Raw genomic sequence first — 12,506 nt, 5'->3', positions numbered from 1 at the left:
AAAGGTAGGTGACATCGTTGGGAAAGATTATTTCCATAGCCAACCAAAAAGGGGGCGTCGGGAAAACGACCACCTCGGTCAATCTGGGGGCTTGCTTAGCATATCTTGGAAAGAAAGTACTACTTATTGATATTGATCCCCAAGGGAACGCAACTAGCGGCGCCGGGATTGATAAAGGAGATGTCCATCATTGTATTTACGATATTCTCGTAGATGATATGGATATAAAAAAAGTAATTAAAAAAACAGCCGTTGATAATTTATATGCCGTCCCTGCTACAATTCAATTAGCAGGTGCAGAAATAGAATTAGTACCGACAATATCGAGAGAAGTGCGATTAAAAAGGGCAGTAGATTCTGTTAAAGATGAATATGACTATGTCATCATTGATTGCCCACCATCACTTGGTTTACTTACAATCAACTCACTCACTGCCTCTGATTCCGTTTTAATTCCAGTCCAATGTGAATATTACGCACTAGAAGGTCTTAGTCAATTATTAAACACAGTTCGCTTAGTGCAAAAACATTTAAATCAGGACTTGATGATTGAAGGTGTTTTACTGACTATGCTAGATGCAAGGACAAACCTAGGCATTCAAGTTATTCAAGAGGTAAAAAAATATTTCCAAAATAAAGTTTACCAAACAATAATACCTAGAAATATTCGTCTAAGTGAAGCACCAAGTCATGGGCAACCAATTATACAATATGATCCAAAATCACGTGGTGCAGAAGTATATTTAGATCTTGCAAAGGAAGTGGCTGACAATGGCTAAAGGTCTCGGAAAAGGGATTAATGCTTTATTTGCAACTATGGATATTAGTAATGAAGAAACAGTTCGTGAAATTGACTTAAAAGATATAAAACCAAATCCTTACCAACCGAGAAAAGTTTTTTCTGAAGAAGCGATTAATGAATTAAAGGAATCAATTGAAGAACATGGTGTGTTACAACCTATTATTGTCCGAAAGAATATTAAAGGATATGAAATTGTTGTTGGAGAGCGTAGGTACAGAGCATCTAAGGCAGCAAAATTATCAACTATCCCTGCAGTTGTTAGAGAGTTATCGGATCAGCAAATGATGGAATTAGCTGTTCTGGAGAACTTACAAAGAGAAGATTTAACACCGGTAGAAGAAGCTCTTGCTTATCAAACGCTAATGGACAAGTTGAAATTAACACAAGAGGAATTAGCAAAGCGACTTGGAAAAAGTCGACCTTATATTGCCAACCATGTTAGACTTTTATCGCTTCCAAAGCACATTCAGGATTGGATAACAGAAGGTAAACTTTCAATGGCGCATGGACGAACATTGCTCGGATTAAAGAAAAAGGACAAGGTAGAATCAGTTGCTAATAAGGCGATAGAAGAAAGTTTAAATGTGCGTCAGTTGGAAAAGCTTGTCCAACAAATTAATGAAAATGTTCCACGTGAAACAAAGAAAGGTACTCCTAAAAAAGATTATTTTATCGTTGAAAGAGAAAATACTTTACGTGAAAAGTTTGGTACAACAGTAACGATAAAAAAGACGAAGAAAAAAGGAAAAATTGAAATAGAATTTTTATCAAATGAAGATTTAGAACGGATTTTAGAAATATTAGACCAAACGGATTGATATATTAGAGGTGGATTCATAACTATTGAAGTTATGGATCCACTTCTTTTTTAATCTGCAGATTTGTAATTTAGTTTGTCAGTTAATAAGTGCTTAGTTCTAGCAAGCTCGTATAGCATATCAGCTTTTATGATGGAAGACGAAATCTGTTTAGCCATTTTCATAACAAGATTTAATCGAGTATTTTGCAATACAAAAAACTCCATATAACCACTTACATTTACTATACCGGTGATATGAATATCACCAACTTCAGGTAAATCCTTTTTAACGCCTGCACCAGGTTTAACAGGTCCATTAGCTAATTTAACAAAACCGATGTTCTTGTACCTTCCCAAACATGCATCAATGCCAATAATAAATGGATCGAAATACCTATTGTGAATGTATTCTAACTTTTCGGTTAAATTAACAGCGTGTACAGGATCTTCTAATGTCCCATATATATGAAAGTTATTTAAATTTGCATCCTCTAAAAAGGTTCCGATTAAAGGGCCAAGCGAATCACCAGTAGAGCGGTCTGTACCGATACACACAACCACTAATGGACGATGAACTTCAATAGGGAGTAAGTCAATAATCCCTTTAGATATATTTTCACTACATTGTTGGTCATCATATTTAACTTGCATTTCATAAGTATCACGAAATTGAAATAGTGGATGTGACTTCAATGCATAGGCTCCTTTTCCCTTTAATTTTTAATTGTTAGTGAAACGTCTACGTGGCCTACCTCGTGTAGTCAAGCCTCCTCGTGTTTCCTTTATCTCGTCAGAAAACTTTAAATTTGTACGGCGCTAAACAGTCGCTCTCACTTTTCTTATTACCCATTATACGGTGGGGGGATTCTTTCTATACGTGATAGTTGATAAAAAGTAGCTTCTATCTAGGAAAAGACAAGTAAAATTGATAAAATGTAATCATATGTAAAAGTACTAGGCCATCGGAGGGAAAGAATATGGAAAAAAAGGAGTTTAATCTTTACGACGTGGTCGAGATGAAAAAGCCTCATCCATGTGGAACAAATCAGTGGAAAATAATTCGAATGGGGATGGATATTCGAATTAAATGTGAGGGCTGTGAGCATAGCGTTCTGTTACCGCGCAAGGAATTCACTAGAAAAATTAAAAAAATCCTAATAAAGCATGAGGAATAACCTCATGCTTTCATGCTTAAGAAGTAATTGCGGTTGTCTTTTCCACATAGTCTCTCTATAATTGTGAAAGGAATCATTAAAAACGACTATATAGATGATTTATTGATATAAATTTTCAGTAGAAGAAAGAGGAGTGAATTTCATGGCACTTACAGCAGGAATCGTTGGGTTACCAAACGTAGGAAAATCAACCCTATTTAATGCCATTACAAAAGCTGGGGCAGAAGCTGCAAACTATCCGTTTTGTACAATAGATCCGAATGTTGGAATAGTAGAAGTTCCTGACCATCGATTACAGAAATTAACAGAATTGGTACAACCAAAAAAGACAGTACCGACAGCATTTGAGTTTACAGATATTGCGGGTATCGTTAAGGGAGCAAGTAAAGGGGAAGGATTAGGTAATAAGTTTCTATCCCATATTCGTCAAGTTGATGCAATTTGTCATGTTGTTCGCTGCTTTGCTAGTGAAGATATTACACATGTATCTGGAAAAGTAGATCCAATTGATGATATTGAAACAATTAACTTAGAGCTTATCCTTGCTGATTTAGAATCAATTGAAAAACGGATTGGACGAGTTGAAAAACTTGCCAAACAAAAAGATAAAGAAGCAATGTTTGAATACGAAATACTAGCACAATTAAAAGAAGCGTTTGAAGCAGACAAGCCTGCTCGTTCCATCGAATTTACAGAAGAGCAAATGAAAATCGTTAAAGGCCTACACTTACTCACAAGCAAATCAGTACTGTATGTTGCTAATGTTAGTGAAGATGAGATTGCAGATGCTGATAGTAATGAATATGTCCAAAAAGTTAAAGAGTATGCAGAAAAGGATAATGCAGAAGTAATTGTCGTTTGTGCAAAAATTGAAGAGGAAATTGCAGAGTTAGATGAAGAGGAGAAAGCAATGTTCTTAGAAGAACTAGGTATTGAAGAATCTGGCCTCGATCAATTAATTCGTGCTGCATATAAATTATTAGGATTAGCGACATATTTTACGGCAGGTGTTCAAGAAGTTCGTGCTTGGACATTCAAACTTGGTATGAAAGCTCCTCAATGTGCAGGGATCATTCATACCGACTTTGAAAAGGGCTTTATTCGCGCAGAAACGGTTTCTTATGATGATTTACTTGCTGCTGGATCAATGGTAGCAGCGCGTGAAGCGGGGAAAGTTAGACTAGAAGGAAAAGAATATTTAGTTAAAGACGGAGATGTCATGCATTTTCGCTTTAATGTGTAAGTTGTTAACCAAGTGCTTTCGTAAGTACTTGGTTTTTTTATTTTTGCTCTATAGATAGTTTTCAACTGTTAGTTGAATTCGATAATTTCTACCGATAGTTGATAGTCGTAAATGTATACGCGTGCTACGATAATGTTGACAGGGCGCACTGTACATTTCAAATTGGAGGAGATTCTATGCTCGAAACAAGAAAAATTGGTGCTTACATTTCGAAACTAAGAAAAGATCAAGATATGACACAAATGGAATTAGCTGATCAGTTAAATGTCAGCCATCAAGCAGTGTCAAAATGGGAACGAGGAGAATCACTCCCTGATATTGGAACACTCCCTAAGTTGGCGCAATTATTTGATCAGACTATTGATGATATTATGAATGGTGGGGATTCAAATAATAATCAAAGTTTTAAACATGTAGGTAAAATTGTTGAAAACGTATCGGAGGACCGCACTGTAGAAGTAGCCAACTTGATAAATGTAGGAGAAGTCGATGTGGAGGAACTTGTTGAGGTTGCTCCAATGTTAAAAACAAGCAAGTTAAAAAAAATAACAGAACATATAGAAGTTGACCGTTTAAATACAGATAATCTAATTAGTCTAGCTCCTTTCCTTGATTCAGAAACATTGGATGAACTTGTTACTCATGTATTAGAGGATGAAATACAATGGCAAATTATTATGGAAATTGCACCGTTTTTGAGTGAAAAAACGTGGGATAAATTAATTAAGAACTCAATTGATGGAGTAATTGATGTGAATAATCTTATCGGGCTTGCACCGTTTCTTAGTAAAGAACAGCTTGATAAGTTAGTCCATCATACGGAACAAGGTGGTTTTAGTTGGACCGTAATCGAGTCATTGGCACCATTTCTAAGTAAGGAAACATTGCAATATTTAGTCGATAAATCAATTGATGGGACAATTGATGCGCAGCATCTTATCCAGCTCGCACCATTCCTTGAAAAGGGCCAGTTAGACAAATTAGTTCATCATGCCAAAGAAGGTGGCTTTAGTTGGGATGTAGTCATGTCATTGGCACCGTTTCTTAGTAAAGAAACTCTAGGTGAACTTGTGAATGAAGTAATTGAAGGAAAGTTGAAATTAGATCACGTTGTTAGTCTGGCTCCATTTTTAGAAAAGGAACATGTTAAAAAGTTAATTAATGAAATAGGCATAGAGAACTTTAATTCAGACAGCCTTTCTAGGCTCGCACCATTTATTGATCAAGAAACGCTGAAAAATTTAGTAACAATATATATGAGAACCGGAAAATAATTATTTAATATCTCCTCGAAAAAATATGTAATTAAATGAAATATAATATTTAACATACCATCATTACGCCCGATTTTAGTTTAAATAAGTATGCCTTCTTAAAAAGGTGTTTTATTGATGTATAAATTCCTCCTTTTTTCAGAAACTAGAATGAATAGCTGTAATAGCTATTTTATTCGTACTAAGTTGAAAAGGGAGTGCATACTTTTATGAAAACTTTAAGGCGTATAGCATTAGCCTTAGTGATAATAGGTGCAATTAACTGGGGCTTAATCGGGTTATTCCAATGGGATTTAGTCGGATCAATATTTGGCGGTACAGATTCAGGGCTTGCACGTATTATTTACACTTTAGTGGGAATAAGCGGGATAATTTGTTTAGGTTTATTATTTAACTCTGAAACAGCAGATGTCCCTGCGCGTGAAGGTAACAAAGGATTTAATAATGCGAACTATGCTACTGAATTTGCAGAAGAGCCAGATCTAGATAGGTTATATAATCCATCAAGAGAAGCACTCGATTTTGACGATGAAGAAGATATAGAAGATGAATGGCGTCAATAAAATAAAAACCAGTGAAGTTTTTCTTCACTGGTTTTTATTATGAACCCATTGTCTATAATGATGTTAGTTGCATAAACAGTTACATTATGCTATAATATGTGCTTGTGAGTAATGAAAATTGCTCCTTGCCCTTATTTAATAAGTAAGGGCCGCATAGTCCATAAGGAGGTGAATGAACGATGAGAAAGTACGAAATTATGTACATTATCCGCCCAAACGTTGAAGAGGAAGCGAAACAAACTGTAATTGAGCGTTTCGATAACGTCCTAACTTCACAAGGCGCAGAAATCATCGAGTCAAAAGATTGGGGTAAGCGTCGTCTTGCATATGAGATTGAGGATTTCCGTGACGGTTTCTACCGTTTAATCCAAACAAATGCAACTCCTGATGCTGTTCAGGAATTCGAACGTCTTGCAAAAATCAGTGATGATATTATCCGTCACATTGTTATTAAAGATGAAAAGTAAAAAGTAAACATTAATGTTCCACGTGAAACATTTTATAAAGAAGTAAATCGGGAAGAGGTTGATTCTGATGATGAACCGAGTTGTATTAGTAGGTCGATTAACAAAAGACCCAGATTTGCGCTATACTCCAAACGGAGTGGCAGTAGCAACTTTTACGTTAGCTGTTAACCGTACTTATACGAACCAACAGGGGGAGCGAGAAGCCGATTTCATTAATTGCGTTATCTGGCGCCGCCCGGCAGAAAATGTTGCTAATTTCTTGAAAAAGGGTAGTTTAGCTGGTGTTGATGGTCGTATCCAGACACGCAACTTTGAAGGACAAGATGGAAAACGCGTTTATATTACAGAAGTAGTAGCCGATAGTGTTCAATTCCTTGAACCTAGAAATGCTTCTTCACAAGGCCGCGCGAATGACTTTGGTGGTAATCCGTTTGGCGATGACCAAAGAAGTCAAGGTCAGTCCTATGGGCAAAATCAGAATCAGCGTAATAACCAAAACTTTACTAGAACAAACGAAGATCCATTTTCGAATGATGGACAACCTATTGACATCTCAGACGATGATCTTCCATTTTAATAAAGAAAAGCGGAAGCGCCTGGACGATAAAGGCGTTCGTTTATGAAATAAAATGAAAAGGAGGTTATTTTCATGGCAGGTGGACGCAGAGGCGGTCGTAAACGTCGTAAGGTTTGTTTCTTTACAGCAAACGGAATTACACATATCGACTACAAAGATGTAGATTTATTGAAAAAATTCATCTCTGAACGCGGAAAAATTCTTCCACGTCGTGTTACTGGTACAAGTGCAAAGTATCAACGTAAGTTAACTGTTGCAATTAAACGTGCACGTCAAATGGCACTTCTACCATTCGTAGCAGGAGAATGATGATATATGAGAGGAGTAGTGGGGTTATTCTCACTACTCCTTTTCTTTTTCGCCATATTTTCGAGAGAAATACATAAATGGATAAGTGGAAAAGTTGATTGCTATTAGTATCATCGTTAAAATAGAAAAGGTATAAGTATGTATAAAAGAGGTGAAAAAGTGAAAAATACAAGGATGCTAACAGAGGGAGCGATAATGATTGCTGTCTTTGTAGTGTTATTACTAATTACGTTATATGTACCAATAGTATCAATCATACTGCAATATTTTTTAGTAATACCATTCCTTTTATATAGTGCAAAGTATCCTATCAAAAATTCGCTATTGTTTTTATTAGCAACTGTGCTTGTTTCCTTTATTATTGGGTCATTTGGTGGAATAGCATTTGCTATCATATTTGGAACGTTAGGTTTGATGATGGGTTATGGAATTCGGAAAAAATATAGTAAAGAAATTATTTATGTTTCTTCTAGCTTTGTATTCTTAGCCAGTATCATCGTATTATTTATTGTTTCTGCATCATTTTTTGAACTGAATTTTATCACTGAACTTGGTGCAATTCTCCGTGAGTCAGTTGATCAGTCGCTAAATACATTTACTGCCTTAGGGCAGAGTCCACCAGCAATAGTGGAAGAACAGCTTGATAAAATGATCGAAATGATCGGATTAATGACACCTTTTTTATTCACTGCATTTGCTTTTATTACTGTGATTATTATCATATTGATAACTTTCCCGATAATCAAACGATTAGGAATAGATGTGCCTAAGTTTAAACCTTTTCGTTTATTACAGTTTCCAAAAAGTATTTTGTGGTACTATTTATTAATATTAATCACTACGCTATTTATAAAGACTGAACAAGGTTCTTATTTAAATATGGTACTGTTGAATGGGGATCTTATCCTACAAATTTTACTTGTACTTCAAGGTTTAGCAGTCATTTTTTATTATGCACATTATAAAAAATGGAATATCGCTATACCGATTGTAGCCGTTGTCTTAACTGTTTTCATTCCGCTATTCCTTCCATTTGTTAGCTTATTAGGTATAATTGATATAGGCTTTGATTTGAGGCGGCGCTTAAAACAGTAATAAAGGAGCTGAAGGAATGCCTTCCTATAAAAAGGAACGCAAAATGCGTTATCCATTATATGGTATTATAGCTTTATCAGCTGTACTACTTATTTATATAGGCTTTTACAACATATGGGTAGCTCTTATTAGCACCTTCTTGCTTATAGCCTTAGTTATTGCAGCCTTCTATGTCGACAAGAAAATAGAAGAGAGAACAACTGATTATATTTCTACTCTTTCACATCGGATAAAAAAAGTCGGTGAGGAAGCCCTATTGAATATGCCAATAGGGATTATGTTGTACAATGATGACTTCCATATTGAATGGACCAATACATTCATGCAAACTTGTTTTAATAATGAGAATCTCATTGGTGAATCGATATATAATCTAGAGAAATCGATTATTGATATTCTTGAAAAAGAAGAAGATGGGGCAACTATCCGAATTAACGAAAGAGATTATCGTGTTCATCTAAGGATGGAAGAAAAGTTACTCTACTTTTTTGATGTTACGGAAGAAGTAGAGATTATGAAAAAGTTCGAAGACGGAAAAGCGGTCATTTCCATTATCTATCTAGATAATTATGATGATGCAACATTAGGTATGGATGATCAGGCTAGAAGTGAATTAAATAGTACGGTCACATCGTTATTAAATAAATGGGCACTAGAACATGACATTTTAATTAAGAGAACATCAAGTGATCGTTTTATTACCTTTTATAATCGAAAAATATTACGTAAGTTAGAGTCCTCGAAATTTTCAATTTTAGATACAATACGTGAGGCAACTGCAAAGCAAAATACGCCTATTACATTAAGTCTTGGAGTTGGTACGGGGGATTTACCTTTACCGGAGCTCGGGATTTTAGCGCAATCTAGTTTAGATATTGCTTTAGGACGTGGTGGTGACCAAGTTGCGATTAAATTAGCAAATGGTAAGTTGAAGTTTTACGGTGGTAAGACAAACCCGATTGAAAAGAGAACACGTGTAAGGGCTCGTGTTATATCACATGCGCTGAAAGAGTTAATGCTAGAAAGTGATCAAGTGGTCATAATGGGTCACAAATTTCCTGATATGGATGCTATTGGAGCATCTATCGGCGTAAGTAAAATTGCTGAAAAAAACAATCGGAAAAGTTATATTGTAATAGATCAAACGAATATTGATAAAAGTGTTATGCGGCTTATCGAAGAAATTAAAGCGTATCCTGAATTATATGATAAGATTATCAGCCCCGATAATGTGTTAGATGTTATGACAGAAGGGACACTACTTGTAATTGTAGATACACATAAACCTTCATTTGTCATTGATGATAGATTACTGGATAGAACAGATCGAATTGTTGTTATTGATCATCATAGAAGAAGTGAAGACTTCATCCAAAGTCCGTTATTAGTATACATGGAGCCGTATGCATCATCCACAGCAGAATTAGTAACAGAACTATTGGAGTATCAACCGAAAAATGGTAATTTAAATACAATAGAAGCAACAGCATTATTAGCTGGAATTATCGTAGATACGAAAAGTTTTACACTAAGAACAGGATCGCGAACATTCGATGCAGCTTCCTATTTACGTGTAAGAGGTGCAGATACTGTCTTAGTACAAAAGTTTTTAAAAGAAGATATTGATACTTATATTAAAAGAGCTAAGTTAATTGAAACTGTTGAGTTTTATCAAGATGGAATAGCAATTGCAAGTGGTAATGAAAATGAAATATACCACCCTGTGACGGTTGCACAAGCAGCAGATACACTGCTCTCCATGAATGGAGTTTCTGCATCATTTGTACTATCTAAGCGAAATGGGGATACCATTGGAATTAGTGCACGTTCTCTTGGAGAAGTGAATGTCCAATTAATTATGGAAGCGTTAGGTGGGGGCGGCCACTTATCCAATGCTGCAGTTCAACTAGAAGGAATAAATGTTGTAGAGGCTGAACTTAAGTTAAAACAAGCAATAGATGAATATATAGAAGGGAGACAGGAATCGTGAAAGTAATTTTTCTAAAAGATGTAAAAGGCAAAGGGAAAAAGGGAGAAGTTAAAAATGTTGCAGATGGCTATGCACATAATTTCCTAATTAAACAAGGACTAGCAATCGAAGCAACTCCTGGGAACATGAAATCATTAGATAATCAAAAGAAGAAAGAAGAACAGTTAGCTGCAGAAGAAGTGGCGGAGGCTAAAAAATTAAAAGAACAAATTGAGAAACTAAATGTCGTATTGACCGCTAAATCAGGTGATGGAGGTCGTCTCTTCGGTTCCATTACAAGTAAACAAATCGCAGAAGAACTAAAAAAGTCTCATAAAATTAAGATTGATAAGAGAAAAATCTTACTACCAGATGCTATTCGTTCACTCGGCGTGACAAAAGTAGATCTAAAACTTCACAATGATGTTACTGCAACATTAAATGTTCATGTAAAAGAAGAAAACTAAAATTACCAGCGTATGTTTTTGAAATTCATGATAGAATAGAGTTAAGATAGAAATGTGATACGGGTAGTGCCGGTCACATTTTTTCTATGGAATGATATTTGTCAGCCATGAAACAGTTATAGTAATAGACTTCATAAACTGATAGTTTTGTTGTTTGGCATTATATGGAGGTGGAACAAAATTTGAGTGATTTAATGATTGATAGAACACCGCCACAGAACATTGAGGCGGAACAAGCTGTACTTGGTGCAATTTTTTTGGAACCTTCTTCATTGATGTTAGCATCAGAAATCCTCATGCCGGAGGATTTTTACCGGAGTTCCCACCAAAAAATTTATGATGTCATGCTGCAACTAAGCGAATCTGGTAAGGGAATTGATACAGTTACTGTAGCAGAAGAATTGAAATCAACTAATTTACTCGAAGATATAGGTGGGCTTTCCTATCTGAGTGAACTTGCTGTTTCTGTTCCAACTGCAGCTAACATCGGTTACTATGCTAGAATCGTAGAAGAAAAATCGTTATTACGTAGATTAATTCGAACAGCAACTAGTATAGCAACAGATGGTTATTCTCGTGAAGATGAAGTAGAGCAATTGCTTGATGAAGCAGAAAAGCAAATCATGGAAGTTGCACAGCGTAAAAATGGCGGTGCATTTCATAATATAAAAGATGTATTAGTTCGAACTTATGATAATATTGAACTTCTTCATAATCGTAAAGGGGATGTCACTGGAATTCCGACAGGGTTTACGGAGTTAGATCGGATGACTGCTGGCTTCCAGAGGAATGATTTAATTATAGTAGCTGCACGTCCTTCTGTTGGTAAAACAGCCTTTGCATTAAACATTGCGCAAAATGTTGGTACAAAAACAGGGGAAAATGTAGCTATCTTTAGTCTGGAAATGGGTGCTGAGCAACTTGTCATGCGTATGCTTTGTGCAGAAGGGAATATTAATGCACAAAATTTACGTACGGGCTCTCTAACAGATGAAGACTGGCGCAAGCTCACAATGGCAATGGGAAGTCTATCAAACTCTGGAATCTATATAGATGATACTCCAGGTGTTCGTATTGGTGAAATACGTTCGAAATGTAGAAGATTGAAACAAGAACATGGGCTTGGAATGATAATGATCGATTATTTACAGCTTATTCAAGGGAATGGCCGATCAAACGAAAACCGCCAACAAGAAGTATCGGAAATTTCCCGTTCTTTGAAGGCACTTGCTAGGGAACTAGAAGTTCCGGTAATTGCATTATCACAGCTTTCTCGTGGAGTAGAACAACGTCAAGATAAACGTCCGATGATGTCAGATATTCGTGAATCAGGAAGTATCGAGCAGGACGCGGATATTGTAGCTTTCTTATATCGTGATGATTATTATGATAAAGAATCGGAGAATAAGAATATTATTGAAATTATTATTGCTAAGCAACGTAACGGCCCTGTAGGTACGGTTTCGCTTGCATTTGTGAAGGAATATAATAAATTTGTGAATTTAGAGCGGAGATTTGATGAATCTGCTGTTCCATCCGGAGCTTAGCCTATACTCAACACCTTGTCTATAATGGATGAGGTGTTTATTTTTTTGAACAAAAATGACGGAACAAAAATCTGTTCCGTCATTGATATATAAAGTAATATATGTTATGATTAAGTTGTTTTCGTTTGTTATTATAAATTGTAATCATATGTATCCACTTTAAATTATACACGAAGTGGATATGTATGTCAAGCAATATTTTTTCAAAAGGGAGTGTTG

At 35.7% G+C, this 12,506-nt stretch carries 14 protein-coding genes; 13 read left to right on the top strand and 1 reads right to left on the bottom strand.

The genetic code is table 11. From position 1 onward, the window contains the following. Nucleotides 1–17: 17 nt before the first annotated feature. Nucleotides 18–779 carry a ParA family protein gene (locus tag ACFPM4_RS13715; RefSeq protein ID WP_382352788.1) on the top strand — a complete coding sequence of 254 codons (762 nt, stop codon included), beginning with the start codon at nucleotides 18–20 and terminating at the stop codon, nucleotides 777–779. Next, the gene (locus ACFPM4_RS13710; protein ID WP_382352785.1) at nucleotides 772–1,620 is read left to right on the top strand and encodes a ParB/RepB/Spo0J family partition protein; all 849 of its coding nucleotides are present in this window, start codon (nucleotides 772–774) and stop codon (nucleotides 1,618–1,620) included. Before ACFPM4_RS13715 ends, ACFPM4_RS13710 begins: the two co-directional genes overlap by 8 nt. 50 nt (nucleotides 1,621–1,670) lie before the next feature. Here ACFPM4_RS13710 and yyaC read toward each other — a convergent pair whose 3' ends face one another. Then, nucleotides 1,671–2,252 (bottom strand): spore protease YyaC, encoded by a 582-nt coding sequence (gene yyaC / locus ACFPM4_RS13705; RefSeq protein ID WP_382352834.1) that lies wholly within the window; start codon nucleotides 2,250–2,252, stop codon nucleotides 1,671–1,673. A gap of 326 nt (nucleotides 2,253–2,578) precedes the next feature. On the opposite strand from yyaC, the gene ACFPM4_RS13700 reads away from it, so the two are divergent. The 11 genes from ACFPM4_RS13700 to dnaB all read left to right on the top strand — a co-directional run bounded on the left by ACFPM4_RS13700 (nucleotide 2,579) and on the right by dnaB (nucleotide 12,287). Continuing rightward, on the top strand, nucleotides 2,579–2,776 hold the full coding sequence (locus ACFPM4_RS13700) for a DUF951 domain-containing protein (RefSeq protein ID WP_144926128.1): 198 nt from the start codon (nucleotides 2,579–2,581) through the stop codon (nucleotides 2,774–2,776). A 142-nt stretch (nucleotides 2,777–2,918) separates the two neighbouring features. Continuing rightward, nucleotides 2,919–4,019, top strand: a complete 1,101-nt coding sequence (gene ychF, locus ACFPM4_RS13695) for a redox-regulated ATPase YchF (protein ID WP_382352782.1) — start codon at nucleotides 2,919–2,921, stop codon at nucleotides 4,017–4,019. Nucleotides 4,020–4,195: 176 nt separating this feature from the next. After that, nucleotides 4,196–5,293, top strand: coding sequence for a helix-turn-helix domain-containing protein (locus ACFPM4_RS13690; RefSeq protein WP_382352779.1), 1,098 nt, complete (start codon nucleotides 4,196–4,198; stop codon nucleotides 5,291–5,293). 209 nt (nucleotides 5,294–5,502) lie between these two features. Beyond that, the gene (locus ACFPM4_RS13685; RefSeq protein ID WP_382352776.1) at nucleotides 5,503–5,856 is read left to right on the top strand and encodes a DUF378 domain-containing protein; all 354 of its coding nucleotides are present in this window, start codon (nucleotides 5,503–5,505) and stop codon (nucleotides 5,854–5,856) included. Between the two features lie 179 nt (nucleotides 5,857–6,035). Further along, nucleotides 6,036–6,323, top strand: a complete 288-nt coding sequence (gene rpsF / locus ACFPM4_RS13680; protein ID WP_382352773.1) for a 30S ribosomal protein S6 — start codon at nucleotides 6,036–6,038, stop codon at nucleotides 6,321–6,323. A gap of 67 nt (nucleotides 6,324–6,390) precedes the next feature. Continuing rightward, nucleotides 6,391–6,900, top strand: coding sequence for a single-stranded DNA-binding protein (gene ssb, locus ACFPM4_RS13675; protein ID WP_144926110.1), 510 nt, complete (start codon nucleotides 6,391–6,393; stop codon nucleotides 6,898–6,900). A gap of 72 nt (nucleotides 6,901–6,972) precedes the next feature. Continuing rightward, complete coding sequence (rpsR, locus tag ACFPM4_RS13670) at nucleotides 6,973–7,209, top strand: 30S ribosomal protein S18 (RefSeq protein WP_144926107.1); 237 nt, start codon at nucleotides 6,973–6,975, stop codon at nucleotides 7,207–7,209. A gap of 159 nt (nucleotides 7,210–7,368) precedes the next feature. Beyond that, on the top strand, nucleotides 7,369–8,304 hold the full coding sequence (locus tag ACFPM4_RS13665; protein WP_382352769.1) for a YybS family protein: 936 nt from the start codon (nucleotides 7,369–7,371) through the stop codon (nucleotides 8,302–8,304). A gap of 16 nt (nucleotides 8,305–8,320) precedes the next feature. Continuing rightward, nucleotides 8,321–10,294, top strand: a complete 1,974-nt coding sequence (locus ACFPM4_RS13660; protein WP_382352766.1) for a DHH family phosphoesterase — start codon at nucleotides 8,321–8,323, stop codon at nucleotides 10,292–10,294. Continuing rightward, nucleotides 10,291–10,740, top strand: a complete 450-nt coding sequence (gene rplI, locus ACFPM4_RS13655; RefSeq protein WP_144926099.1) for a 50S ribosomal protein L9 — start codon at nucleotides 10,291–10,293, stop codon at nucleotides 10,738–10,740. The genes ACFPM4_RS13660 and rplI overlap by 4 nt, the downstream gene beginning before the upstream one ends. Nucleotides 10,741–10,922: 182 nt before the next feature. After that, complete coding sequence (dnaB, locus tag ACFPM4_RS13650; protein WP_382352763.1) at nucleotides 10,923–12,287, top strand: replicative DNA helicase; 1,365 nt, start codon at nucleotides 10,923–10,925, stop codon at nucleotides 12,285–12,287. Nucleotides 12,288–12,506: the final 219 nt, after the last annotated feature.

Source organism: Lederbergia graminis, assembly GCF_042655485.1.
GTDB classification, from domain to species: domain Bacteria; phylum Bacillota; class Bacilli; order Bacillales; family Bacillaceae_C; genus Lederbergia; species Lederbergia graminis.
The sequence above is the reverse complement of the archived record's forward strand: the minus strand, read 5'-3'. Positions and strand labels throughout refer to the sequence as shown.